The sequence below is a fragment of the Kitasatospora sp. NPDC058218 genome, from assembly GCF_042882445.1.
Lineage (GTDB): Bacteria > Actinomycetota > Actinomycetes > Streptomycetales > Streptomycetaceae > Kitasatospora.
Map to the genome: position 1 here is coordinate 1 of NZ_JBHVWC010000083.1, position 24,877 is coordinate 24,877.

19 protein-coding genes are annotated in these 24,877 nt (G+C 73.2%); 2 read left to right on the plus strand and 17 right to left on the minus strand.

Annotated features, from left to right (window positions below):
- Positions 1–238 precede the first annotated feature (238 nt).
- The 4 genes from ACFVYI_RS37225 to ACFVYI_RS37240 form a co-directional block, all read right to left on the minus strand.
- Complete coding sequence (locus ACFVYI_RS37225) at positions 239–2,107, minus strand: LCP family protein (RefSeq protein WP_387893869.1); 1,869 nt, start codon at positions 2,105–2,107, stop codon at positions 239–241.
- A 19-nt stretch (positions 2,108–2,126) separates the two neighbouring features.
- On the minus strand, positions 2,127–2,759 hold the full coding sequence (gene nadD, locus ACFVYI_RS37230) for a nicotinate-nucleotide adenylyltransferase (RefSeq protein WP_387893871.1): 633 nt from the start codon (positions 2,757–2,759) through the stop codon (positions 2,127–2,129).
- Between the two features lie 135 nt (positions 2,760–2,894).
- A complete protein-coding gene (locus ACFVYI_RS37235; RefSeq protein WP_360637147.1) occupies positions 2,895–3,053 on the minus strand; it encodes a hypothetical protein in 159 nt (52 codons plus the stop codon).
- Between the two features lie 160 nt (positions 3,054–3,213).
- Complete coding sequence (locus tag ACFVYI_RS37240; protein WP_360637144.1) at positions 3,214–3,360, minus strand: hypothetical protein; 147 nt, start codon at positions 3,358–3,360, stop codon at positions 3,214–3,216.
- Between the two features lie 245 nt (positions 3,361–3,605).
- Here ACFVYI_RS37240 and ACFVYI_RS37245 point away from each other — a divergent pair, with 245 nt between their 5' ends.
- The gene (locus ACFVYI_RS37245) at positions 3,606–4,664 is read left to right on the plus strand and encodes a M48 family metallopeptidase (protein WP_387893874.1); all 1,059 of its coding nucleotides are present in this window, start codon (positions 3,606–3,608) and stop codon (positions 4,662–4,664) included.
- A gap of 178 nt (positions 4,665–4,842) precedes the next feature.
- Here the strand turns inward: ACFVYI_RS37245 and ACFVYI_RS37250 are convergent, their stop codons facing one another.
- From ACFVYI_RS37250 to ACFVYI_RS37300, 11 genes are all read right to left on the minus strand, one after another.
- Positions 4,843–5,904 (minus strand): hypothetical protein, encoded by a 1,062-nt coding sequence (locus ACFVYI_RS37250; RefSeq protein WP_387893876.1) that lies wholly within the window; start codon positions 5,902–5,904, stop codon positions 4,843–4,845.
- Positions 5,905–6,038: 134 nt separating this feature from the next.
- Positions 6,039–6,632, minus strand: coding sequence for a hypothetical protein (locus ACFVYI_RS37255; RefSeq protein ID WP_387893877.1), 594 nt, complete (start codon positions 6,630–6,632; stop codon positions 6,039–6,041).
- A 101-nt stretch (positions 6,633–6,733) separates the two neighbouring features.
- Positions 6,734–8,056 (minus strand): glutamate-5-semialdehyde dehydrogenase, encoded by a 1,323-nt coding sequence (locus ACFVYI_RS37260; protein WP_387893879.1) that lies wholly within the window; start codon positions 8,054–8,056, stop codon positions 6,734–6,736.
- A gap of 226 nt (positions 8,057–8,282) precedes the next feature.
- Positions 8,283–8,810 (minus strand): hypothetical protein, encoded by a 528-nt coding sequence (locus ACFVYI_RS37265; RefSeq protein ID WP_387893880.1) that lies wholly within the window; start codon positions 8,808–8,810, stop codon positions 8,283–8,285.
- Positions 8,811–8,942: 132 nt separating this feature from the next.
- Complete coding sequence (proB, locus tag ACFVYI_RS37270; protein WP_387893881.1) at positions 8,943–10,079, minus strand: glutamate 5-kinase; 1,137 nt, start codon at positions 10,077–10,079, stop codon at positions 8,943–8,945.
- A 326-nt stretch (positions 10,080–10,405) separates the two neighbouring features.
- Positions 10,406–11,884: a GTPase ObgE gene (gene obgE / locus ACFVYI_RS37275; protein WP_387893883.1), complete on the minus strand. Its 1,479-nt coding sequence runs from the start codon at positions 11,882–11,884 to the stop codon at positions 10,406–10,408.
- A gap of 99 nt (positions 11,885–11,983) precedes the next feature.
- Positions 11,984–12,241, minus strand: coding sequence for a 50S ribosomal protein L27 (rpmA, locus tag ACFVYI_RS37280; protein WP_360637120.1), 258 nt, complete (start codon positions 12,239–12,241; stop codon positions 11,984–11,986).
- Positions 12,242–12,253: 12 nt separating this feature from the next.
- The gene (gene rplU, locus ACFVYI_RS37285; protein WP_387893885.1) at positions 12,254–12,571 is read right to left on the minus strand and encodes a 50S ribosomal protein L21; all 318 of its coding nucleotides are present in this window, start codon (positions 12,569–12,571) and stop codon (positions 12,254–12,256) included.
- A 222-nt stretch (positions 12,572–12,793) separates the two neighbouring features.
- Positions 12,794–16,405 carry a ribonuclease E/G gene (locus ACFVYI_RS37290; protein WP_387893886.1) on the minus strand — a complete coding sequence of 1,204 codons (3,612 nt, stop codon included), beginning with the start codon at positions 16,403–16,405 and terminating at the stop codon, positions 12,794–12,796.
- 396 nt (positions 16,406–16,801) lie between these two features.
- The gene (locus ACFVYI_RS37295; protein WP_387893887.1) at positions 16,802–17,602 is read right to left on the minus strand and encodes a TIGR03936 family radical SAM-associated protein; all 801 of its coding nucleotides are present in this window, start codon (positions 17,600–17,602) and stop codon (positions 16,802–16,804) included.
- Positions 17,603–17,824: 222 nt separating this feature from the next.
- Positions 17,825–19,750 (minus strand): TIGR03960 family B12-binding radical SAM protein, encoded by a 1,926-nt coding sequence (locus ACFVYI_RS37300; protein WP_387893888.1) that lies wholly within the window; start codon positions 19,748–19,750, stop codon positions 17,825–17,827.
- Positions 19,751–20,028: 278 nt separating this feature from the next.
- On the opposite strand from ACFVYI_RS37300, the gene ACFVYI_RS37305 reads away from it, so the two are divergent.
- The gene (locus ACFVYI_RS37305) at positions 20,029–21,333 is read left to right on the plus strand and encodes a M14 family zinc carboxypeptidase (RefSeq protein ID WP_387893889.1); all 1,305 of its coding nucleotides are present in this window, start codon (positions 20,029–20,031) and stop codon (positions 21,331–21,333) included.
- Positions 21,334–21,394: 61 nt separating this feature from the next.
- Here ACFVYI_RS37305 and rodA read toward each other — a convergent pair whose 3' ends face one another.
- Both rodA and mrdA read right to left on the minus strand, forming a co-directional pair.
- Complete coding sequence (gene rodA / locus ACFVYI_RS37310; protein ID WP_387893891.1) at positions 21,395–22,594, minus strand: rod shape-determining protein RodA; 1,200 nt, start codon at positions 22,592–22,594, stop codon at positions 21,395–21,397.
- A complete protein-coding gene (mrdA, locus tag ACFVYI_RS37315; RefSeq protein WP_387893893.1) occupies positions 22,591–24,849 on the minus strand; it encodes a penicillin-binding protein 2 in 2,259 nt (752 codons plus the stop codon). Before mrdA ends, rodA begins: the two co-directional genes overlap by 4 nt.
- Positions 24,850–24,877: the final 28 nt, after the last annotated feature.

Genomic DNA, 24,877 nt, shown 5'->3' on the forward strand with positions numbered 1-24,877 from the left:
GACGAGCACGACATGGGCCACACCGTCGCCGGCTGGACGGGTGCGGCGCTCGCGATCGCCGGCAGCGCCCTCGCCGGCGTGGCCTTCGCGGCGGGGGGGGGCGCCCCGCGGGGGGGGGGGCGCGCCCGGCCCCGGGGCCGCCCACCCCCTTCCAGGATCTCACGCCGCCCCGGTGGCCCAGGAACCGTTTCCCGCGCCACCCGCCACCGGGCGGCCCGGGAACCGTTCCCCGCGGGCCTTACGACGCCTTCGGCGGCTGGTAGTCCTTGCCGAGGACGACCACCAGGTCGGCGTTCTGCGCGTCGGTGACCTTCTTCGCCGCCGTCTCCGGCAGATTGAGGCTGATCGCCAGCGACTTCGCCGCGGCCTGCCGGGCGTCGTCGGTGTAGCGGATCTCACTGACCGCCTGCGGCGCCGCCTTCGCCCCGCCGGGGATGAAGGTGAGGCCCGCGTTCACCACCTGGACCTGCGCGGCCGCGGCCGCCTGGTCGTTGCCGGTGGCGTCCTGGATCGAGATCCGGGCCGGCGCGTCGGCCGAGGAGGCGGACTTCAGCGTGCCGCCCAGCACGTCCTTGACCTGCTGGCCGGCGCCGGCCTCGTCCAGGGTGCCGTCCGGCTTCACGGTCAGCGCGGTGGTCCCGAGGTGGCCGTCCTTCGCCTGCTGGGCGAGCTGGACGAGCACTCCGGCCAGGGCGTCCTCGGGCAGCGACGGGTCGAGCACCGCGTTCATCCGGTGCACGTCGTCCTTGGCGTCCTTGAACTCGGTCGGCATGGTCCGCATCACCGCGTCCATGACCTGGCCGAACCGGGCCAGCTGGGCGTCCCGGCTCTCGCCGGAGGCCTGCAGGGTGGCGTAGGCGACGGCCGCCTTTCCGCTCAGCAGCGTGTTCTTGCCCGCCGCGGAGAGCAGCTTGCCGTCCGGCTTGCCGCCCTCGTGGGTCTCCGCGTTGGTGTCCACCCGGACCCCGCCGAGCTGGGCGACCAGCAGTTCCAGGTACGGGGTGTCGAGCCGCCAGGTGCCGGCCACCGGGGCGCCCAGCACGGCGGTCAGGGCATCACGGGTGGCGGACGGGCCGATGCTGTCCATCGCCTGGCCGACGGAGGTCAGCGGCGGGTCGCCCGGGCCGGGCAGGCGCAGCGTGTCCGGCAGCAGCAGCACGGTGCCCTTGTGCCCTGCGGCGTCGTTCACCAGCAGCGCGCTGGAGACCTTGCCCTGCAGGTCGCGCAGGTGCACCACGTTGACCTGGCGCGGGCCGGCGGCGGTCGCCGCGCTCTGCTTGTCGCCGGTGAGCCAGAGGTAGCCGCCGGCGCCGGCGGCCGCGAGGGCCAGCACCACACCGGCGCCGATCAGCCGGTTGCGCAGCTTGCGGCGGCGCTCGGCGCGCACCTCGCTGCGCGACTCGGCGAACTTCAACCAGTCGATGACGTCCTCGGTCTCCTCCGCCTCCTCGTCGACGAAGGTGAACTCACCGGTGGGGTAGTCGTCCCCGGGCACCTTGCCGGCGCCGCCGGCTGCCTTGGCCGCGCGGCTTCCGCCGACCTGTTCGGACGGCGCCGCGGGCCGGGCCGGCGCCGCCTCTGCGGGGGCCGGCCGGGGCGTGCGGGGGCGCGGCGGCACCGGGGCGGCCTGCTCGCGCTCCGGCTCGGTGACCACCGGCTGCGGCGCGGTCCCGTACTGCTGCTGCTCGTAGCCGCCCTGCTGTCCGTAGCCGCCCTGCTGCGGCTGCTCGTACGGCTGGTAGGTCTGCTGGTACTGGTCCTGGCCCTGCCCCTGGTAGCCGCCGGGCTGCTGGTACGCCTGCCCGCCGGGCGCCGCCGGCTGCCCGTACGGGTCGTACTGGTCGTACTGCTGCTGCCCGTAGCCGCCCTGCTGGTCGTAGCCGCCGCCTTGCTGCGGCTGCTCGTAGGGCTGGTACGCCTGCTGGTACTGGTCCTGGCCCTGCCCCTGGTAGGCGGTGTACTGGTCCTGCCCGTAGGGCTGCGCCGGCGGTACCGGCTGCCCGTACTGGTCGTACTGCTGCTCGTAGCCGCCCTGCTGCCGGGGCGGGTACTGCTGCTGGTACTGCCCGGTGGACCAGTCGTCCTGCTGTCCCCTGCGATCGGTCATCCGTCGGCCCCTCCGGGGATCAGGTCCGGTGCGGCGCGTAGAGCGCCCGCTTGTCGATGTAGCGGACCACGCCGTCCGGGACGAGGTACCAGACCGGTTCGCCCTTGGCGACCCGGTTGCGGCAGTCCGTGGAGGAGATGGCCAGCGCCGGGACCTCCACCAGGGAGACCCCGCCCACCGGAAGCCCGGCGTCCGAAAGAGTGTGCCCCGGCCGGGTGCAGCCGATGAAGTGGGCGAGCGAGAAAAGCTCCTCGGAGTCCCGCCAGGAGAGGATCTGCGCGAGCGCGTCGGCGCCGGTGATGAAGAAGAGGTCGGCGTCCGGGTGGAGCGCGCGCAGGTCGCGCAGGGTGTCGACGGTGTACGTCGGGCCCTCGCGGTCGATGTCGATCCGGCTGACCGAGAACTGCGGGTTCTCGGCGGTGGCGATGACCGTCATCAGGTAGCGGTCCTCGGCCGGCGTCACCAGGCGGTCGGTCTTCTGCCACGGCTGCCCGGTCGGAACGAAGATCACCTCATCGAGGTGGAACGCGCTCGCCACCTCGCTGGCGGCTACCAGGTGCCCGTGGTGGATCGGGTCGAAGGTGCCGCCCATCACGCCGAGCCGCTTCTTCACCGGTACCGGTCCGCCGGGATTCCCGGCCTGCTCTCCCATGCCGCCACACCTTACGCGACGCCCGTTACGGTGCGGGAACGCCCGGGTGGCGGGCGTCCGGAGGACGCGTGAGGGAGCGGCCGGCGCTCCCGCCGGACGCTCCCCGGGCCGCCCCGGCGGGGCTCATCGCGCCGCTCAGCGGTCCCGGTTGAAGCGGGTGGTCACGTAGAGCAGCAGCAGCAGGACGAACAGTGCGGCGCCACCGGTCAGGTACGGGTTGAGGCTGTCGTGGTTGCCCCCCTCGCCCTCGGAGGCGAGCAGGTTCAGGACGGGAAGTGCGGCGGCAGTGCTCATGGTCGGCGGACCTTCTCGGCTCGGGTGACGGACCAGGGGGTGTGCGGGCCGGTGAGGGCCCACCCGTCATCGTACGGGTGCCGACACGGCAACCGCTCGGCGGCCCACCGCGTCTGATCCGGCGTGAGCCGGGCGCCCGGCGGGGCCCGTCCGGGAGTGCTCAGTTGTTGCGACCGGCCCGCAGCAGGGCCCAGGCGAGCAGACCGACACCGACGAAGGAGGCCACCACGATGATCCGCAGGAAGAGCCCGGGGCCGTTCTCCGTGGAGATCGGACCGGCCAGGCTGACAAGGGCGTCGGTGGACATCTGCGGGCTCCTCGGACTGCTCGGTACCGCGGCCAGGTCTGGTCTCGGCTCTCCAGGGCATTCAGGGTAAACCGGCCTCACACCCGCGCCGGCCACCGCCCCCTCCGGCGCCGAACGCGCCGCGTAGGGTGACCGCGGGGACGAGTACGCAACCACGGACGTTGCACAGACAGTCGTTGCAGGCGAAGACCAGCGGGGGCCGGCCAGCTGCCGGGGCCGCCGTCGACCAGGAGGGTACTCACACCATGACCGATACGACCTCGAAGACCCCGAGCCGGCGCCGCCAGCGCTTCCCGGAGATCTCCACCCGGGCCTGGGAGCACCCGGCGGACCGCTCCGCCCTCGTCGCGCTGCGCAAGCTGACCGGCTTCGACGACGTCCTGAAGAAGCTCGCCGGGCTGGTCTCCGAGCGTTCGATCCGGCTGATGTTCCTGGCCACCGCCGTGAAGACGTCCGAGCGCCAGTTCCCCGAGCTGAACGAGATGGTCCGCGACGCCGCGTACGTGCTGGACCTGGAGAAGGTCCCGGACCTCTACGTCTCCCAGGACCCGACGGTCAACGCCTACTGCATCGGCATCGACACCCCGATCATCGTGGTCACCAGCGGCCTGGTCGAGCTCCTGGACGAGGAGGAGCTGCGCTCCGTCATCGGACACGAGGTCGGCCACGCGATGTCCGGCCACGCGGTCTACCGGACGATGCTGCTGATCCTCACCAACATCGCCGCCCGGATCGCCTGGGTGCCGCTCGGCAACCTGGCGATCATGGCGATCGTGACCGCGCTCAAGGAGTGGTTCCGCAAGGCCGAGCTCTCCTGCGACCGGGCCGGCCTGCTCGCCGGGCAGGACCTCCAGGCCTCCATGCGGGCCCTGATGAAGCTGGCCGGCGGCCACAACCTGGCCGAGATGAACGTCGACGCCTTCCTGGAGCAGGCCGAGGAGTACGAGAAGGCCGGGGACCTGCGCGACGGCGTGCTCAAGCTGCTGCAGGTGCTGCCGCAGAGCCACCCCTTCGCGGTGGTGCGGGTCGCCAAGCTGAAGAAGTGGGCGGAGAGCGAGGAGTACCGCTCGATCCAGGCCGGCGCCTACCCGCGCCGCTCCGACGACGCCGACACCTCGGTCGGCGAGCAGTGGAAGGCCGCCGCCGACCACTACACGAGCTCCGTGAAGGAGAGCAAGGACCCGCTGATGGGCCTGATCCGCGACGTCGCCGGCGGCGCCGCCACCGTCGGCGGCAAGCTCCGCGACACCTTCACCGGTGCCACCCGCACCAACGGCTCCTCGACGCCCCGCGACGAGGACTGACCCCGGACGGGGCCTGGTCCCGGACGAGGACTGGCCCGCTCCGCCGACGGCTCCCGGCTCCCCCGCCGGGAGCCGTCGGCGCGTCCGGCCGCCCCACGCCCCGGCGACCCTCACCCCGGCGACCCGCGACGCCACGACTGCCCGGACGGACCGCGGCACGGTGCCCCACGGCCCGGCGTCAACTGCCCGCCAGCACCCCGCAGACCTGCCAGGCCGGGCGGGCGTGGTTGCCCGGGTCGATCGGCTGCGCACCGGCCGCCGAAGTACCGTCCGCCCCCGCCAGCAGCGGCTGCACGTACCCGGCCAGCGAACTGCCGCACGGCGCCGGACCGGCCTGGAGCACCGAGTCCACCAACCGCAGCTGGGCGGAGGCCAGGTCGAGCCGGTCGAACTGGAAGGTCAGCTGGCGCCGGACGGTCTCCACGGTCACCGGCGCGCCGCTCGGGGCCCCGGCCGACTTCAGCGCGTAGACGAAGGTGTGGTCAGTGGTGATCTGGAGGGTGGTGCTGTCCGCCTCGTCGATCCGCATCGCTCCCGCCACCTTCACGCTGTCGGCGGCCAGCGCGACCTGCGCCGGGTCGAAGCGGACCACCCATCCGGTCAGCGCGTGGTGGCGGTCGTCGACGGGGTGCGCCACGCTGGCGTCGAACTGCGCCTGCTCGCCGGGCGTCACGAAGGCCCGCACATCGGCGGTCGCTCCCTGGATCAGGGCCGTCGGCGCCAGCGAGGAGGCCACCAGGTAGCGCTGGACGGTGTCGAGCGCCTTGGTCACCTCGATCTTGCTGAAGTGCTCGGTGGCCGCCCCGGCGGGTGTCCCCAGGCCGATGGCACCGTCGCTGTAGCCGGGCGGCAGCGCGGCGAACGGGGCGGCCGGGTCGGCGACCGCGTGGACCGCCGAAGCCGGGCTCAACGCCACGAGGCTGACGGTCAGTTGACTGCCCTCGGGGCGGGACGCCTGCGGGTTCGGCGTACTGATGCCGAAGTACACGGCGGCCGAGAAGGCCAGCAGGATCAACAGCAGCAGGGCGAGCGCCTGCCTCGGCACGGTCCCCAGCGGACCGAGCCGGATGCGCGGGCGGGTGGCCCGGCCGAACGAACTCGCCAGTCGCTCCCGGGCGGAGAGTTCCTGGATCCGGGCAGCCCGGACGAACGATTCGTCGAAGACGACGGACCGGTACTCGTCATCGCTTCCGGAACCACCGTCGGGCGCACCCTCCGGAGGCTCTCGCGGGTCACCCATGACACCAGGGTAAGCCGCATCCGCGCCCGGCCACGAGGGTGTTCGCAGAGATTCCCGGGAGCACTCCGTGGCCGGAACTTCGGCACGCGAACGCCCCCGGGCGCACTCCGGCGCGAACCTCGCGAATCAGTGCCTCAGCCCGCCGGCGCGGTGACCACGAGCGACGGTTCGGCCGGCGAGGGAGCCGGATCGACCCCCGCACTGCTGCTCCCGGACTCGGGCCGCCGCGGCGTACCGCCGGAGGCCCCGCCCACGCCCTGGTAGACGGCCGCGACCGCCACCGCGACCAGGCTCACGCCCATGATCACGGCAAGCACCCAGGCCACCGGCCGGTGCCAGCGCTGCTGGGCGACATAGCGCCCGCGCCGTGCCCGGACCGGGTCGTAGACGCTGTCCCGCCCCCACCGCCCGGTCCGGCGCCCGGCCACCCGGCCGGGGCCCGACCACGGGTCGGGGTAGAGCCGGTCGTCGTCCAGTCCGCTCGGGTGGGGGCGCAGCTCCAGCGGCACCCCGTCACCGGCGGGGACGTCATAGCCCCAGCCCGGCGCCACCGCGTCCGGCTCGAACCGCGCCTCGGCGGCGGCGAGCTGCCGCTCCTTGGCTGTCGGCTCGTGCACGGCGGCGGACCGGACGAAGGCCTCATCGAAGACCACGGTGGCGAACTCGTCGTCCGCACCACCGTGGTCGGCGCCGTCGGGGTACGGCGAGCCCCCCACATCGTCAGCCACGGATTCAGCGTATTACCGGTCGGGCGATTTGTCTGTGGCTCCTCGCACTTGGTCCGTCACTCGTGTGACGCCGGCCGGCCGCCCCGGGCTTCCCGGCCCGCTCAGCGGGCCTCGGCCGCACCGCCCACGGTCTGCGTCGCCTCGCCCCGGACATGCCCGTCACCAGTGACGATGTACTTGGTGCTGGTCAGCTCCGGCAGGCCCATCGGGCCGCGGGCGTGCAGCTTCTGGGTCGAGATGCCGATCTCGGCACCGAAGCCGAACTCACCGCCGTCGGTGAACCGGGTCGAGGCGTTGACGGCCACCGTCGTCGCGTCGACCAGCTGGGTGAAACGGCGGGCGGCGGCCTGCGAGGTGGTGACGATCGCCTCGGTGTGGCCGGAGGACCAGCGGCGGATGTGCGCGACGGCGGCTTCCAGCGAGGGCACCACGGCCGCCGCCAGGTCGTACGACAGGTACTCGGTCTCCCAGTCCGCCTCGGTGGCCGGCACCACGGTGGCCCCCGAGCCCTCGGCGGCCTTGAGCACCGCGTCGTCGCCGTGCACCGTCACTCCGGCCTGCGCCAGGGCCGCCAGCGCGAGCGGCAGGAACGCCTCCGCGACGTCCTGGTGGACGAGCAGGGTCTCGGCGGAGTTGCAGACGCTGACCCGCTGCGCCTTCGAGTTCAGCAGGATGCCGACCGCCATCGCCAGGTCCGTCTCGGCGTCCACGTAGACGTGGCAGTTGCCGGTACCGGTCTCGATCACCGGCACGGTCGAGCCCTCGACCACGGTACGGATCAGCGAGGCTCCGCCGCGCGGGATCAGCACGTCCACCAGGCCCCGGGCGCGCATCAGCTCCTGGACGGAGTCCCGGCTCTCGCCCGGGACGAGCTGGATCACGTCGGCGGGCAGGCCCGCCGAGACGACGGCGTCCCGCAGCACCGCGATCAGCGCGGTGTTGGAGCGGTAGGCGGAGGCCGAGCCGCGCAGCAGCACCGCGTTGCCGGACTTCAGGCAGAGCGCGGCGGCGTCCACGGTGACGTTCGGACGGGCCTCGTAGATGATGCCGACCACGCCCAGCGGGACCCGGACCTGTCGCACGTCCAGGCCGTTGGGCAGGGTGTAGCCGCGCACCACCTCGCCGACCGGATCGGGCAGGCCGGCCACGTCGCGGACGTCCGAGGCGATCGCGGCGATCCGCTCGTCGGTGAGGGTGAGCCGGTCGATCACCGACTCGGCGGTGCCCGCCTCCCGGGCGCGCGCGACGTCCTCGGCGTTGGCGGCGGTGATCTCCGCGCTCCGGGCCACCAGGGCGTCCGCGATCGCCGCCAGCGCGGCGTCCTTCGCCCGACGCGGCAGCGGGGCGAGCACGGCCGCGGCCTCCCGGGCACGGCGCGCTACGGCGAGGACGGGGCTGTCGGCGGTGGCGAGGTCGCTGGTCATGCGCCAAGGGTAGCGACTGCGCGGACGCCGCCCGCCGGGCATTTCGCCCGGTGAGACACCACCCGAGCGCCCCGGCGGCGAGCCGGGGCCCACCAGACCGAGCGAGCCGAAGGGGCGCGCCGGTGCCGAAAGGGAGAAGCGGGGAGGCCCGAGGGACGAGGGCCTTGGAGCGCCGACCGTCGGCACCGGACCGAGCGCCCCGGCGGCGAGCCGAGGCCCCGACAAGTCAGTACGGGTGCACCCCGCCCAGGTGCGGCGGCGGATCGCCGAAGCCCTCGGCGACCCGCTTGTGGTACGTCGCCCGGTCGACCACCTCCAGACCGACGATCTCCCAGGGCGGCAGGCTCGCGGTGACCTTGTGCTCGCCCCAGAGCCGCAGCGCGATCGCCGCCGCGTCGTGCAGGTCCCGGGCCTGCTCCCAGTAGCGGATCTCCGCGTGGTCGGCCGCGTAGCGGGCGGTCAGGAAGAACGAGTGGTCGTGCGCCAGGCGCTCCAGCCCCGCCCGCAGCGCGGACAGCGGGGTGGTCTGCCCGGCCACGCTCAGCACCACGTGCCACAGCCGGGCCTGTTCGGGCACCGTGGGCGGCTCGCCCTCGTCCCGCCGGTCCGGCCCGATCCTGCGTACCGCGCCGGGCTCCTGCGGTGGCGGACCGGCCGGCTCGGCCGGGGCGTCGGCCCCGCGCCCGCCGTCGATGCTGGTCAGCCGCCGGCCCGCCGTTCCTCCGGTCAGCGCTGCCTCGCGCCTGCGTTCCACCGGCGGCCTCCTGTTCGGCGATCTCGTGTCGTCGTACCCGCCGGCCCCGGCCCGGCGCGTACGGCCGCGCCCCTCCTCGCCCGTGGCCGGGCCTGCATCCCGCGCGCAGTCGCCGCCGCTCCTCCAGGCCGGTCAGCCGCGCAGGACGACCAGGTCGTCACGGTGGACGACCTCGCGCTCGTACGCGGCACCGAACTCCTGGGCCAGGTCTCGGGTGGACCGGCCGAGCAGCCGGGGCAACTCCCTCGCATCAAAGTTGACCAGTCCGCGCGCCACGATGTGGCCGTTTTCGCCAAGAAGGTCCACCGGATCACCTGCGGCGAACTCCCCGTCGACCTTGGTGACCCCGGCCGGCAGCAGCGAGGCGCCCCCGGAGACGACCGCCGCGACGGCGCCCTCGTCCAGGTGCAGGGCGCCGCGCGGGCTGCTGGCGTGGGCCAGCCAGAGCAGCCGGTCGGAGGAGCGGCTGCCGGTGCGCAGGAACAGCGTGCCGGTGGGCCGGCCGGCCAGCGCGTCGGCGGCCCGGCTGGCGGCGGTGAGCACCACGGGGATGCCGGCGCCGGTGGCGATCCGGGCCGCCTCCACCTTGGTGACCATGCCGCCGGTGCCGACGCCGGCCTTGCCCGCGCTGCCGATCGAGACGCCGTCCAGGTCGTGCGGCCCGGCCACCTGGGCGATCCGGCTGGTGCCGGGGCGGCTCGGGTCGCCGTCGTAGAGGCCGTCCACGTCGGAGAGCAGGACGAGCAGGTCGGCGCGGACCAGGTGGGCGACCAGCGCGGCCAGCCGGTCGTTGTCACCGAACTTGATTTCGGCGGTGGCGACGGTGTCGTTCTCGTTGACGATCGGCATCGCGCCCATCGCCAGCAGCTGGTCCAGCGTCCGGTAGGCGTTGCGGTAGTGGACCCGCCGGCTGGCGTCCTCGGCGGTCAGCAGCACCTGGCCGACCCTGATGCCGTACCGGGCGAACGAGGCGGTGTAGCGGGCGACCAGCAGGCCCTGGCCGACGCTCGCGGCGGCCTGTTGGCGGGCGAGGTCCTTGGGGCGCCGGTCCAGGCCCAGCGGGGCCAGGCCGGCCGCGATGGCGCCGGAGGAGACCAGGACCACCTCGGGGGCGTCCGGGCCGCTGCGCACCTTGGCGAGCGCGTCCACCAGGGCGTCGACCCGGTCGGCGTCCAGGCCGCCGGCCGCCGTGGTGAGTGAGGAGGAACCGACCTTGACGACGATCCGCCGCGCGGTCAGGACCTCCTCCCGCAGTGAGTCCTCGCTCATCTCGCTGTACGCCCTTCCGGTGTGGTGCGGGTACGGCGGGCCCGGGCCCGGCCGTTACCCCCGCAATCTACGCGATCGACGCGGCTCGGCCGCAGGGCAGTTCACCGGCTGGACCGGCCCCGGCCGCGGCTCGCGGCCGGCGGGCCGCGAGCCCACCGGTCGCGCCGGGGAGGGACACCCCCGCCGGCCGCGCCCGAGCCGGCCGGCTTCGGCAATCCCCTTGCCCACCGGGCGAAGTGACGTTTCGTCAGTCCAGCACGCCACCGCGGCCCCGCCTCCGGAAGGAGACGGGGCCGCGGTGGCGCGCAGGCTGGGACCGGCCGGTCCTACTCCTCGTCGTCGTCGCCCTCGACGGCCGCCTGGCGGCCGCTGGAGAGCGCCTCGAAGGCGAGGAACTCGGACTCGGCCGCGTCCCGGCCCTTCTGCTTCTCGCGGCGGCGGTCGACCGCCGGGCGCGGGTTCTCGAAGCGGTGGTCCTCACCGCGGCGGCCGAGCATCTCGGCACCGGCGGCCATGGTCGGCTCCCAGTCGAAGACGACGGCGTTCTCCTCGGGGCCGATGATGACGGTGTCGCCCTCGTGGGCCCCGACCTTCCACAGCCTGTCCTCGATGCCGAGGCGGGCCAGCCGGTCGGCGAGGTAGCCGACGGCCTCGTCGTTGGAGAAGTCCGTCTGGCGGACCCAGCGCTCCGGCTTGATGCCGCGGATGCGGAAGGCGCCGTCCTCCTCGGTGATGGTGAAGCCCTCGTCGTCCACGGCCGTCGGCCGCAGCACGATCCGGGTGGACTCCTCCAGCGGCTTGGCCGCCCGCGCCTCGGCGACGATCTGCGCCATCGCGAAGTTCAGCTCGCGCAGGCCCTTGCGGGAGGCGGCGGACACCTCGAAGACGCGGTAGCCGCGCTCCTCCAGCGAGGCCCGGGTGAGGTCGGCGATGTCCTGGCCGTCCGGCACGTCGATCTTGTTGAGCGCCACCAGGCGCGGCCGGTCCTCCAGGCCGCCGTACTGGGCCAGCTCGGCCTCGATGGTCTCCAGGTCGGTCAGCGGGTCGCGGCCGGGCTCCAGGGTCGCGCAGTCCAGCACGTGGACCAGCACCGAGCAGCGCTCGACGTGCCGCAGGAACTCCAGGCCGAGGCCGCGGCCCTGGCTGGCGCCCGGGATCAGGCCGGGCACGTCGGCGACGGTGTAGACGGTGTCGCCGGCGGTCACCACGCCGAGGTTGGGGATCAGGGTGGTGAACGGGTAGTCCGCGATCTTCGGCTTGGCGGCGGAGATCACCGAGATCAGCGAGGACTTGCCGGCGCTCGGGTAGCCCACCAGGGCCACGTCGGCGACGGACTTGAGCTCCATGACGATGTCACGGGCCTCACCCGGCTCGCCGAGCAGCGCGAAGCCGGGCGCCTTGCGGCGGGACGAGGCCAGCGCCGCGTTGCCCAGGCCGCCGCGGCCGCCGGCGGCGGCGACGAAGCTGGTGCCGTGGCCGACCAGGTCGGCGAGGACGTTGCCCTGCCGGTCCATCACGACGGTGCCGTCCGGCACCGACAGGACGAGGTCGTGACCCTCGGCGCCGGTCCGGTTGCCGCCCGCGCCGGGCTTGCCGTTGGTCGCCTTGCGCTTGGGCGAGTGGTGGTACTCGAGCAGGGTGGTGATCTGCGCGTCCACGGTGAGGATGACGCTGCCGCCCTCACCGCCGTTGCCGCCGTCGGGGCCTCCCAGCGGCTTGAACTTCTCCCGGTGCACGGAGGCGCAGCCGTGGCCCCCGTTACCCGCGGCGACGTACAGCTCGACGCGGTCCACGAAGGTGGTCATGGGTGTGCCTCCAGTGCGAAGAAAGTGTTGACCTGCTCTAAAGCATGAAGGGTGGACCGGATCATTCCGGCCCACCCTTCATTGTGAGTCTTGTCCGACTCAGGCCTCGACGGCCACGATGTTGACGACCTTGCGGCCGCGACGGGTGCCGAACTGCACCGCACCGGCGGCCAGCGCGAACAGGGTGTCGTCGCCACCACGGCCGACGTTGGCGCCCGGGTGGAAGTGGGTGCCACGCTGGCGGACGATGATCTCGCCGGCGGAGACGACCTGGCCGCCGAAGCGCTTCACGCCGAGGCGCTGGGCGTTCGAGTCACGGCCGTTCCGGGTAGAGCTTGCGCCCTTCTTGTGTGCCATCTCGCTATCCCCTTACTTGCTGACGGTGTCGATGCTCGTGATCCGCACAGCAGTGTGCTGCTGGCGGTGACCCTGGCGGCGACGGTAGCCGGTCTTGTTCTTGTAGCGCAGGATGACGATCTTCTCGCCCTTGGTCTGGTCGACCACCTCGGCGTGAGCCTTCACGCCGGCCAGCACCCACGGGTCGGAGGTGACTGCGTCACCGTCGACGACCAGGATGGTGGAGAGCTCCACCGAGTCACCCGGCTTGGCCTCGATACGGTCGATCTCCAGCACGTCGCCGACGGCGACCTTGTGCTGGCGGCCGCCTGCGCGAACGATCGCGTACATGCGGTACCCACTTTCCTAACTCGGTCGGAGCTCCAGATGCCAGCCACCTGGGTACGGACACAGGGGCCTCTCCCCGACTCCTCTGACGAGGCGCCCGGAAGGTGATGTGCTCGGGAGCGCGGCGTAGACACGCCGAGGGTCAAGAATACGGACCGGCCGCCTTCGGGGCAAACCGGGCCGTCCTGGTCCGGGGCGCACTCGCGTGCGCCCCGGACCGGGGCACTACTCGGCTGCCGAATCACCCTCGGCGGCCGCGGCCTTCTTGGCCGCCGCGCTCGTCCGCTTGGTGGCGGTCTTGCGGGCGGTGGTCTTCTTCGCGGCGGCCGCCGTCGTGGTCTTCTTGGCGGCCGTCTTCTTCGCCGTGGTCTTGCGCGCGGCCCGCTTCTTCGGGGCCGGCGCCTCCTCGGCGGGCTCCTCGGTCGCGGCGGCCTCGGCGGGAGCCGCCTCGGGCTCCTCGACAGCCGGCTCGGCCTCGGCGGGGGCCTCCACAAGAGCCTCGGCGGGCGTCTCGACGGCGGCTTGCGCCGGTACCTCGGCCGGGGTCGCCCCGGGCGTCTCGGCGGCCGCGAAGGCCGCCTCCAGCGCCGCGTCGGCACGGGCCTGCAGCACCACGATCTCGGCCTCGGCGGGAGCCCCGGCCGGAGCCGTCGCCTTGCGCACCGCCCGGCGGCGGATGCGGCCGGCCGGCGCCGCCGTGGCGGCGGGGATCTCGACCAGGCTCGGCTGGGCCGTCTCCTGGACGACCGCCGGCTCGGTCACCGGCTCGACGACGACCTCGGCCTCGGCCTCGAACTCGACCTCGGCCACCGGCACCTCGATCGCGAGCTGGCCCTCGACCTCCTCGTGCTCCGGTGCCTCGGTGTCGACCTCGACCGCGGCCTGCGCCTCGTCCTGGGCGGCACCGCCCTTGCCCCGGCGCCGGCGCTTGCCGCTGCCCGAGCCCGCCTCGCCCGCCGCGACGGCCAGGCCGCCACCGGTGTGGACGTGGGCGCTCGGCTGCTCCATGTGCACGATCACGCCGCGCCCGTTGCAGTGGACGCACGGCTCGGAGAACGACTCCAGCAGGCCCTGGCCGACCCGCTTGCGGGTCATCTGGACCAGGCCCAGCGAGGTGACCTCGGCCACCTGGTGCTTGGTCCGGTCCCGGCCCAGGCACTCCAGCAGACGGCGCAGCACCAGGTCCCGGTTGGACTCCAGCACCATGTCGATGAAGTCGATCACGATGATGCCGCCGAGGTCGCGCAGCCGCAGCTGGCGCACGATCTCCTCGGCCGCCTCGATGTTGTTGCGGGTGACGGTCTCTTCGAGGTTGCCGCCCTGACCGACGAACTTGCCGGTGTTGACGTCGATGACGACCATCGCCTCGGTGCGGTCGATCACCAGCGAACCACCGCTGGGCAGCCAGACCTTGCGGTCCAGCGCCTTCATCAGCTGCTCGTCGATCCGGTAGGTGGCGAACACGTCCACCTCGGAGGTCCACCGCTGCAGGCGCTCGGCCAGGTCGGGGGCCACGTTGGAGACGTAGTCGTGGATGGTGTTCCACGCCTCGGTGCCGGAGACGATGACCTTGGTGAAGTCCTCGTTGAAGATGTCGCGGACGACCCGGACGGTCATGTCCGGCTCGCCGTAGAGCAGCGCGGGGGCGTTGCCGGTCGCGGCCTTCTTCTGGATCTCCTCCCACTGCTGCTGGAGGCGCTGGACGTCGCGGGTCAGCTCCTCCTCGGAGGCGCCCTCGGCGGCGGTGCGCACGATGACGCCCGCGTCGTCGGGGACGATCTTCTTGAGGATCTGCTTCAGGCGGGCCCGCTCGTTCTCGGGCAGCTTGCGCGAGATGCCGGTCATCGAGCCCTCGGGCACGTACACCAGGTAGCGGCCGGGCAGCGAGATCTGGCTGGTCAGGCGGGCGCCCTTGTGGCCGATCGGGTCCTTGGAGACCTGCACCAGGACGGACTGGCCGGACTTCAGCACCGACTCGATCCGGCGCGGGCCACCGTGGCCGCCCAGCGAGCCGAAGTTCACCTCACCGGCGTACAGCACCGCGTTGCGGCCCTTGCCGATGTCGACGAAGGCGGCCTCCATCGACGGCAGCACGTTCTGGACCTTGCCCAGGTAGACGTTGCCGACGTACGAGGTGGCCTGCTCCTTGTTGACGTAGTGCTCGACCAGCACGCCGTCCTCGAGGACGCCGATCTGGGTGCGCTGGCCGTTCTGGCGCACCACCATGACGCGCTCGACCGACTCGCGGCGGGCCAGGAACTCGGCCTCGGTGATGATCGGCACCCGACGGCGGCCCAGCTCGCGGCCCTCGCGACGGCGCTGCTTCTTGGCCTCCAGGCGGGTGGAGCCCTTGATGGACTGCACCTCGTCCGGGTCGAAGGACGGCTCGGTGGAGCGGCGGCGCGGCTCGCGCACCTTCACCACCGTGCGGACGCCGTCCTCGGTGGTCTCGGCGGCCTCGGTGGCACCGGCCTCACCGCTGCGACGGCGACGACGGCGACGGCGACGGGAGGAGGCCAGGCCGGCGGACAGCTCGTCGTCGTCCTCGCCCTCCTCGTCCTCGACGTCGGCGGCCGGCTCCTGGACGGGCTGCTCGGTCTCGGCGGCCTCGGCCTCGAAGTCCTCGGCCTCGCCACGACGGCGGCGACGGCCACCCCGGCGACGGCGGCGCGACGGACGGCCGTCCTCCCACTCGTCCTCGGCCTCGGGGCCGGCGGCGGGGGCCTCGACAGCGGCCGGGGCCGCGACGACGGCGGGCGCCTCGACCGGCGCGACCACCGGGGCGGCGGGAGCGGCAGGGGCGGCGGCTGCAGCGGCGGCGGGAGCGGCGGACTTGCGGCGGCCCGGGGTCTGCACCCGCACCTGGGTGCGGGTACGACGACGGCGACCGACGCCGCTGTACTCGTACTCGTCCTCCTCCGTGGCCTTCACGGCAGGGGCCTCGGCCGGGGCCGGGGTCTCGACCGGAGCGGTCGCGGCAGCCGGGGCGGCCGGGGCAGCGGCCGGGGCCGGCGGCGCGGTGTAGGGCGCCGGCTCCTGGAAGACCGGAGCCTGGAAGATGGCGGTGGACGGGCGGACCGCGCGACGGCGCACCCGGTGGGTCGGCTCGGCCTCGGCGACCGGCGCGGGGGCCGGAGCGGGCTCGGGCTCGGCGACGGGCGCGACGGCCGCGGCCTCCTCCTCGGCGGGCTCCTCCTCGGCGGCGGGCTCCTCGACCGGGGTCTCCTCGACGAGCGGCGCGGCCTCGACCACGCGGCGGCGGCGGGGGCGGCGGGCCGGGGCGGCGGGAGCCTCCTCGACCGGTGCGGCCTCGGCGGCCGGCGCCTCGGCCGGAGTCTCGACGGGTGCCTCGGCAGCGGCGGGCGCGCTCACCGGCGCCTCGGCACGCTTGCGGGTCCGGCGGGCCCGGGCGGGCTTCTCGGCGACCGGCTCGGCCGCCGGCGCCTCCACGGCGGGGGCCTCGGCGGGCGCCTCCACGACGGGCGCCTCGGCGGCCTCCGGGCCGGTGACGACGATCGGGGTGGCCTCCGGCGCCCCGGCGGGCGCCTCGGCACGCTTGCGGGTCCGGCGGGCCCGGACGGGCTTCTCGGCGACCGGCTCGGCCGCCGGCGCCTCCACGGCGGGGGCCTCGGCGGCGGGCGCCTCGGCCGCGATCACCGTCTCGGCGGAGTCGGCGGCGGCACCCTGCGGGGTGCCCGCGGGGCGGGACACCGCCCTGCGACGGCGGCGCGGCGGCGCGGCGGACGCGCCCTCGCCGGTGGTTCCGTCGCCGGTGGCGACGGTGTTCTCGTTCTGTTCCGCTGCCGCAGTCTGCTGCGGATCGGTGTTATCGAGCATGCGGGTGGATCTCCCGTCAGGCCCCCGGGCTCCGTATCCGGGCACGGCAGGGCACCGGTGGCCGACCGGCATCACGAGGATGCTCGGGCCGGACCATTTCCTGGTGCCGCCGTGCGGACGCGAGGCCGCACAGGGGCTCGTAGTCTCGCTCGGCGCCCCGCGTTCGGCGGGGTGTCGAAAGTCTTCTGGTCTGACCAGTCTTCTGAGGTTTTCCCAAGCTGCGCCGTCCCCCAGCCCCGGGTGGCTCCCGGACGGGGTCCTCGGGCCCACCGACCATCCGGGTCGGCGGGCCGCAAGAGGCCGGCCTGTGCTTCGACGACGCTCGCTCCCCTGGGGAGCCGCGGGGGCCTGGAGGACCAGCGGGCCCAGTGAGGCACTGGACCAGGCCTCCGCCCGCTAGGCGGACGCGGTTGCGCGCGGCTCGCCGGCGGCCACAGGGCCGGCCGGGGCCGCGGCGCGGTCGAGCGCCAGCGGGTCGGTCACCGTGCCGGTCTCCTCGTCGAGCGGCCCCTGCGCCAGCCTGGTCACCTCTGCGGGGACCGGCGGCGCCAGGTCAGCCGTCGCACGGAGACCGGACAATACGTCGTCGGGTCGTACGGCGGGTGTGGCGTGTCGTACTACCAGGCGCAGTATCGCACAGGCACGGCCGGTCCGAACATCGCGGGCCCCTTCGCCCTCCGTGTCCGCACCGCTGTCGACCTGCGGCGAGAGGATTTCCAGCGCCGCCACCGCGCCGCGCGCGTCGAAGACGCGCAGGCCGTTCTTGGTGAGGCGTTCGACCTCGACCCGCTCCTCGGCGAGGAAGGCGGCGGCCGCGCGGGCCGCCTCCTGCTCGGTGACACCGTCCAGGCGGACCTGCCACTCGGAGGCTTCCAGGCGCTCCACGAAGTTCGGCGTCCGGACCTCGACCGCGTCGATGATGTCGAGGCCGTTCGGCAGCGACTCGTCCAGCTGCGCGCGCAGCTGCTCCGGGTCGCGGACGGCCGCCAGGCCGATCTCCAGGTACTCCGCCTCGCTCGCCACTCCGGTGGGAGCGGCGTTGGCGTAGGACACCTTGGGGTGCGGCGTGAACCCGGCCGAATAGGCCATCGGCACGGCGGACCGGCGCAGGGCGCGCTCGAAGGCGCGCTGGAAGTCGCGGTGGCTGGTGAAGCGGAGCCGGCCGCGCTTGGTGTAGCGGAGACGAATCCGCTGCACCGTCGGCGCGGGCGGCGGACCGTCGGGCGTACGGCGTGCCAGAGTCGCTCAGTCCTTAGTCAGTTGTCCCCGTCCGGCGTGGCACGATCGCGCCACACTCCGGACTCTGTCACTCAAAGGGTACGCGCCCGCGCGACCCCTTCGCTCCGCCCCTGGTCAGCGCGGATGCGCGAAACCCCGGCCGGAGCGTCCGGCCGGGGTCCCGAGCTGGCGTGCGGTGCGCTACTTGACGACCGTCAGCGGCAGGAGCTTCTTGCCCGTCGGGCCGATCTGGATGGACGTGTCCATCTGCGGGCAGACGCCGCAGTCGAAGCACGGGGTCCAGCGGCAGTCGTCGACCTCGACCTCTTCGAGGGCGTCCTGCCAGTCCTCCCAGAGCCAGTCCTTGTCGAGGCCGCTGTCCAGGTGGTCCCAGGGCAGCACCTCCTCGTAGGTGCGCTCGCGGGTGGTGTACCAGTCGACGTCGACGCCGGTGCCGGCCAGGCCCTTCTCGGCCGAGGCCATCCAGCGGTCGTAGGAGAAGTGCTCGCGCCAGCCGTCGAAACGGCCGCCGTCGTCGTAGACCGCCCGGATGACGGCGCCGATCCGGCGGTCGCCGCGGGAGAGCAGCCCCTCGACGATGCCGGGCTTGCCGTCGTGGTAGCGGTAGCCGATGTTCTTGCCGTACTTGCGGTCGCCGCGGATGGAGTCGCGCAGCTTGGCCAGGCGGGCGTCGGTGTCCTCGGCGGACAGCTGCGGGGCCCACTGGAACGGGGTGTGCGGCTTGGGCACGAACCCGCCGATCGAGACGGTGCAGCGGATGTCGTTCTGGCCGGTGACCTCGCGCCCCTTCTGGATGACGTTCTTCGCCATCTCGCCGATCTGGAGCACGTCCTCGTCGGTCTCGGTGGGCAGGCCGCACATGAAGTACAGCTTCACCTGGCGCCAGCCGTTGCCGTACGCGGTGGAGACGGTGCGGATGAGGTCCTCCTCCGACACCATCTTGTTGATCACCTTGCGCATGCGCTCACTGCCGCCCTCGGGGGCGAAGGTGAGGCCCGAGCGGCGGCCGTTGCGGCTGAGCTCGTTGGCGAGGTCGATGTTGAAGGCGTCGACCCGGGTGGACGGCAGCGACAGACCGATCTTGTCCTCGGCGTAGCGGTCGGCCAGGCCCTTGGCGACGTCACCGATCTCGGTGTGATCGGCGCTGGACAGCGACAGCAGGCCGACCTCCTCGAAGCCGGTGGCCTTGAGCCCGCGCTCCACCATCTCGCCGATGCCGGTGATGCTTCGCTCCCGCACGGGGCGCGTGATCATGCCGGCCTGGCAGAAGCGGCAGCCGCGGGTGCAGCCGCGGAAGATCTCGACGGACATCCGCTCGTGCACGGTCTCGGCGAGCGGGACGAGCGGCTGCTTGGGGTAGGGCCACTCGTCGAGGTCCATGACGGTGTGCTTGGAGACCCGCCACGGCACGCCGGGCGCGTTCGGCACCACGCGGGCGATCCGGCCGTCGGCCAGGTACTCCACGTCGTAGAACCGGGGGACGTACACGCCGCCGGTGCGCGCCAGGCGCAGCAGCACCTCCTCGCGCCCGCCCGGACGGCCCTCGGCCTTCCAGGCCCGGACGATCTCCGTGATGTCCAGCACGGCCTGCTCGCCGTCGCCGACCACCGCGCAGTCGACGAAGTCGGCGATCGGCTCCGGGTTGAAGGCGGCGTGACCGCCGGCGAGCACGATCGGGTCGTCCTCGGTCCGGTCGCGGGCCTCCAGCGGGATGCCGGCCAGGTCCAGCGCGGCCAGCATGTTGGTGTAGCCGAGCTCGGTGGAGAACGAGAGCCCGAACACGTCGAAGGCCTTGACCGGCCGGTGCGCGTCCACGGTGAACTGCGGGACGCCGTGCTCGCGCATCAGCGCCTCGAGGTCCGGCCAGACGCTGTAGGTGCGCTCGGCCAGCACGCCCTCGCGCTCGTTGAGCACCTCGTAGAGGATCATGACGCCCTGGTTCGGCAGGCCGACCTCGTAGGCGTCGGGATACATCAGCGCCCAGCGGACGTCGCAGGCGTCCCAGTCCTTGACGGTCGAGTTGAGCTCGCCGCCGACGTACTGGATCGGCTTCTGGACGTGCGGGAGGAGGGCCTCCAGGCGTGGGAAGACCGATTCGACAGTCATGTACTAGGAACCCTTACGACGTTGAGAGGTGTCGCTCGCATCGGACCCGGTCGGGGTGGTGGGCGACGGCTGGGAGGGGTGACCCTCAAGGGTAGCCGAATCCCGGGAGGCTCCGGCCGGCCCGCGGGCCCCGGCCGGCCTCCCGGAACCCGGCAGACCGGTTGTTGACAGCCCCGGACGGCCCATGCGCTACTGGCAGGGCTCCGCCGGGAGGCCCTGCACGCCATCGGGACAAGGAAGTTGACCATGCACGACGGCACCGACACCGGCCTCCCGACATGACCGACACCGGCCGGCGGATGCCGCACTGCCACCCCGCGCCCGAGCAGCCCGACCGCTACCCCACGGTGGCCCGCGCCGAGGCGGCGGTCCGGCGGCTCGCCTGGCGCCACCCCGAGCGCTGCCGGCTGCGGGAGGTGGGCCGCTCCCGGGCCGGGCGCCCGCTGCTGCTGCTCTCCGTCGACGAGGGCCCGGACTCCGTCCTGGTGGTCGGCGGCCCGCACCCCAACGAACCGGTCGGTGTCGCCAGCGCCCTGCGGCTGGCCGAGCGGCTGCTGGACCACCCGCCCCGGCCGGGCGTCTCCTGGCACGTCCTGCCCTGCCTGGACCCGGACGGCGCCGCGCTCAACGCCGGCTGGCTGGAGGGGCCGCTCACCATGCGCCGCCACTACGAGAACTTCTACCGGCCCTCCTTCGAGGAGCAGCCCGAGCTGCTGCCGCCCGCCGACGCCGACCGCGCTCCGATGCCGGAGAGCCTGGCGCTGACCGGCCTGATCGACGAGCTGCGCCCGTTCCTCCAGTGCTCCCTGCACGGGGTGGACTTCGGCGGCGCCTTCGTCCAGCTCACCGGCCCCGTCCCGGGCCTGTCCGAGCGCTTCGGCCGCTCGGTGGCGCGCGGCGGCATCCCGCTGGACGTCGACTCCTACGACGCGGTCGGCTGGGCCAGCCCCGCGCCCGGGACGTACCTGATGCCCGCGCCCGGCGGCACCGGCGTCTCGCGGGCGCTCCCCGACGAGCCGGAACTCTCCACCTGGTCGTACGCCGGCCGCCACGGCGGGGTGACGGCCGTCCTGGAGGTGCCGATGTGGGCCGTCGACTCGGTCGGGGACGCCCGCCCGCACCCGGCCGTCCGGCAGGCGGTCACCGCCGCCGCCCGGGTCCTGCGGGACCGCGCCGAGGAGCTGTCCGGCCTGCTCGTCCACGTCCCGCCGCACACCCGCCGGGCCTACGGCCCGATGGTGCGCGCCGCCGAGTTCACGCTGGCGGTCTGCTCGCCGGTCGCCGACGAGTGGCTGGAGCAGTGGTGCGCCCAGCCGCTCACCGTCTCCCGGGTGACCACCGCCGGGCTCGCCGCCGCGCGGATCCCGCTGCGGGTGGCCTCGGTGCTGCTGCGCCTGCTGGCGGACACCGGCGGCCCGGCCGTGGACGCGGCCCGCGAGCGCGCGCAGGGGATCGTCGCCGAGAGCCTGGACCAGCTGCGCCACCGCTTCGGCGCCCGCTGGGTACCGGTGGAGGTCCAGACCGCCCACCAGACCCGCGCCGTGCTCGACGCGGCCGCCTGCCTGCCCGGCCGGGGCCGGTAGCACGCGGCGGGGCCGGTCCGGAGTCACCCTCCGGACCGGCCCCGCCGGCACACCCGTGCGCTCAGGCCGCTATCGGCCGCTGGCTCTGCACCGCCTGCAACAGCCCGATCGCCAGCCAGGTCGCGAACATCGACGACCCGCCGTAGGAGACGAACGGCAGCGGGATGCCGGCCACCGGCATGATGCCCAGGCACATCCCTATGTTCTCGAAGCCCTGGAAGGCGAACCAGGCGACCACCCCGGCGGCCACGATGGTGCCGTACAGGTCGGTGGCGTGCCGGGCGATCCGGCAGGCCCGCCAGAGCACCACGCCCAGCAGCACGATGATCGCCATCGCCCCGAGGAAGCCCAGCTCCTCGCCTGCCACCGTGAAGACGAAGTCGGTCTGCTGCTCCGGCACGAACTGCCCGGTGGTCTGCGTCCCGTGGAACAGGCCCTTGCCGGTGAGCCCGCCGGAGCCGATCGCGATCCGGGCCTGTGCGGTGTTGTAGCCCACCCCGGACGGGTCGAGCGCCGGGTTGGCGAAGGCCGCGAAGCGGTCGATCTGGTACTTGCTCAGCACCCCGAGCTTCCAGATCGCCACGCAGCCGCCGACGCCGGCCAGGATCAGTCCGAACACCCAGCGGTTGGCCGCGCCGGAGGCCAGCAGGATGCCCAGCACGACGACGGCCATCACCATCACCGAGCCGGCGTCCGGCATCAGCATCACGATCGCCATCGGCAGGGTGGCCCAGACCAGCCCGCGGAACACCGCCCGGTGCGAGGGGAACTCCCGCTCCCCCGCGTCCACCTGGTCGGACAGCACCACGGCCATCGCGAGCACGATCGCCAGCTTGGCGAACTCGGCCGGCTGGACGGAGAAGCCGCCGCCGAGCTGGATCCAGGAGTGCTGGCCGTTGATGGTCGAGCCGAGCGGGCTCAGCGTGGCCACCAGCAGCAGGATCACCGCGACGTACAGGAACGGCACCACCGTGCGGAACCGCCGGCTCCCTATCCCTATCACCACCGCGCACAGCACCAGTCCGATCACCACGTTGGTGAGGTGGCGGAACAGGAAGTACTGCGGATCGCCGTGGGTGAGCGAGTCCCGCCCCCGGGTGGCCGACCAGACCAGCAGCGAGCTGCCCAGCGACAGCACCATGGCGGCCAGCAGCAGTATCCAGTCGATCCGCCAGAGCGGGGAGTCCTTGGCGAGGGCCTTCGAGACCCCGCCGCGCTGCGGGGCGAGCCGCAGCTGGCGGTACGAGCCGTAGGAGGTCATGCCCGGCTCCTTCCGGTGCCCCGGTTGGGCTCGACGGCGGCGGAGTCCACCGCGGTGAGCGCGGTCGGCGGGCCGGCCGGCTGCGCCGGGTCCAGGAAGACCAGCGGCGAGCCGCCGGTCACGCCCGGGTCCCCGGCCGCGGTGTAGCCGACCGGCTTGATGATGGCGGTGCCGTCCGGGTTGAACTTCGGCAGCTCGGCCTGCGGCTTGGGCAGCAGCGCCTTGCCGCCGTCGATGTTGCCCTTGTCGTCGACGCCGTACAGCGCCTGGTAGATCCGGCGGATCGCGTCACCGGAACCGCCGGAGCCGGTGCCACCCTGGCTTATCGTCATCACGACCGCGTAGTCGTCGCTGTACGTGGTCAGCCACGAGGTGGTCTGCTTGCCCTCGACCTCGGCGGTGCCGGTCTTGGCGTGCAGCTCGATCTTGCCCTGCGGCCAGCCGGCGCCGGTGAACTTCCAGGCGGCGGTACCGCCGGTGACGACGCCCGCGGTGGCCTGGTCGATGTAGCTCAGGAGCTTCTGGTCGCCGGGGAACTTGGCGTCCTCGTGCGGGGCGATCTCGCGGACGAGCTCCCCGCTCGGGCTTATCACCGCCTTGGCGACGGTCGGGCGGTAGAACGTGCCGCCGTTGGCGAGCGCCGAGTAGATCCGGGCCATCTGGATCGGGGTGACGAGCGTGTCGCCCTGGCCGATCGCGAAGTTGACCGAGTCACCGGCGCGCATCTGGTAGCCGTCGACGCAGTTCTCCCGGGCGATCTGGTCGGAGAAGGTGTTGCCGCCCTTCTCCGCCTGCCGGCACCAGGCGTCCTTGTTGTTGTCGAAGAAGGACTGCTTCCACTGCCGGTCCGGCACCCGGCCGGGGACCTCGCTGGGCAGGTCGATGCCGGTCTTGGCGCCGAGGCCGAACTGGTGCGCGGTCTTGTAGAACCAGTCGGCGGTGTCCTTCTTCGGCTTGATGCCGCCGTCCTTCATCCACTGGTCGTACGCCAGGCCGTAGAAGACGGTGTCGCAGGAGATCTCCAACGCCTTCTCCAGCGAGATGTCGCCGAAGCTCTCGCTCTCGAAGTTCTTGAACTCACGGCCGCCGATGGTCATGCTCTTCGGGCACGGGTAGCGCCCGTCCAGCGAGTAGCCGGCCTGCACGGCGGCGGTGGTGGAGATGACCTTGAAGGTCGAGCCGGGGGCGGACTGACCCTGTATGGCCCGGTTCAGCAGCGGGAAGTTGGAGTCCTTGCTGGTCAGCGCCTGGTAGTCCTTGCCCGAGATGCCGCCCTGCCAGAGGTTGGGGTCGTACGTCGGCGCGCTGGCCATCGCCACGATCCGCCCGGTGTGCACGTCCATGACGACGGCGGCGCCGGAGTCGGCCTCGTAGTTGCGGCTGGTCACCTTGTCGAAGGTCTTCCTGGCGTCGTTCATCGCCTGCACCAGGTTGTCCTCGACGACCTTCTGCACCCGGGCGTCGATGCTGGTCACCAGGTTGTTGCCGGTCTGCGGCTCGACGATGCCGGCGTTGCCGATCACCCGGCCGAGGTTGTCCACCTCCAGCTTGGTGATCCCGGCCGTCCCGCGCAGATCGCGGTCGTACACCGACTCCAGCCCGGCCCGGCCGATCTGGTCGGCCGGCAGGTAGCGGTCCAGGCCGGCCTTGTCGGCGGTCTTGCCGACCTCCTCGTCCGTCACCGGCGAGAGGTAGCCGAGCACCTGGGCCATGTTGGCGCCCTCGACGCCGGTGTAGTGGCGCACGGCGGTCGGCTGCGCGGTGACCCCGGGGAAGTCCTCGCGGCGCTCCATCATCTGCAGCGCCTGCTGGGTGGTCGCCTCCTTGGTGACCGGGATCGGCTGGTACGGCGAGCCGTTCCAGCAGGGCTGCGGCGTCTTGGCGTCGCAGAGCCGGACCTTCTCCTGGACGTCCTTGACCGGCATGCCGAGCACCTCGGCGAGCCGGCCCAGCACCGCCTTGCCGCCGTCCTTCTGCTGCAGCAGCGAGGTGCGGCTGACCGAGACCACCAGTTTGGTCTCGTTGCCGGCCAGGATGCGGCCCGAGGCGTCGAGGATCTCGCCGCGCACGGCCGGCTCGACCACCTCGCGGATGTGGTTGCCGGTCGCCTTGGCGGTGTAGACGCTGGCGTTGCGGATCTGCAGGTACCAGAGCCGCCCACCGAGGGTGGCGAGCAGCGACAGCACGAGGATCTGCAGTACCACCAGACGGATCGTCACCCGCCGGGTGCGGCCGGTCTCGGGGATGTTGCTCACGTCTCGTGCGCTCCAGAGTGCGGGGTTC

Excerpts from the sequence above, each read along its gene's own strand:
- ACFVYI_RS37260 (WP_387893879.1), bottom strand. The coding sequence starts at position 8,056 with ATGACCAGCGACCTCGCCACCGCCGACAGCCCCGTCCTCGCCGTAGCG.
- rplU (WP_387893885.1), bottom strand. The coding sequence starts at position 12,571 with ATGTACGCGATCGTTCGCGCAGGCGGCCGCCAGCACAAGGTCGCCGTC.
- ACFVYI_RS37300 (WP_387893888.1), bottom strand. The coding sequence starts at position 19,750 with ATGACTGTCGAATCGGTCTTCCCACGCCTGGAGGCCCTCCTCCCGCAC.
- rodA (WP_387893891.1), bottom strand. The coding sequence starts at position 22,594 with ATGACCTCCTACGGCTCGTACCGCCAGCTGCGGCTCGCCCCGCAGCGC.
- ACFVYI_RS37225 (WP_387893869.1), bottom strand. The coding sequence starts at position 2,107 with ATGACCGATCGCAGGGGACAGCAGGACGACTGGTCCACCGGGCAGTAC.
- ACFVYI_RS37305 (WP_387893889.1), top strand. The coding sequence starts at position 20,029 with ATGACCGACACCGGCCGGCGGATGCCGCACTGCCACCCCGCGCCCGAG.
- ACFVYI_RS37245 (WP_387893874.1), top strand. The coding sequence starts at position 3,606 with ATGACCGATACGACCTCGAAGACCCCGAGCCGGCGCCGCCAGCGCTTC.
- nadD (WP_387893871.1), bottom strand. The coding sequence starts at position 2,759 with ATGGGAGAGCAGGCCGGGAATCCCGGCGGACCGGTACCGGTGAAGAAG.
- ACFVYI_RS37250 (WP_387893876.1), bottom strand. The coding sequence starts at position 5,904 with ATGGGTGACCCGCGAGAGCCTCCGGAGGGTGCGCCCGACGGTGGTTCC.
- rpmA (WP_360637120.1), bottom strand. The coding sequence starts at position 12,241 with ATGGCACACAAGAAGGGCGCAAGCTCTACCCGGAACGGCCGTGACTCG.
- ACFVYI_RS37240 (WP_360637144.1), bottom strand. The coding sequence starts at position 3,360 with ATGTCCACCGACGCCCTTGTCAGCCTGGCCGGTCCGATCTCCACGGAG.
- ACFVYI_RS37290 (WP_387893886.1), bottom strand. The coding sequence starts at position 16,405 with ATGCTCGATAACACCGATCCGCAGCAGACTGCGGCAGCGGAACAGAAC.
- proB (WP_387893881.1), bottom strand. The coding sequence starts at position 10,079 with ATGAGCGAGGACTCACTGCGGGAGGAGGTCCTGACCGCGCGGCGGATC.
- ACFVYI_RS37235 (WP_360637147.1), bottom strand. The coding sequence starts at position 3,053 with ATGAGCACTGCCGCCGCACTTCCCGTCCTGAACCTGCTCGCCTCCGAG.
- obgE (WP_387893883.1), bottom strand. The coding sequence starts at position 11,884 with ATGACCACCTTCGTGGACCGCGTCGAGCTGTACGTCGCCGCGGGTAAC.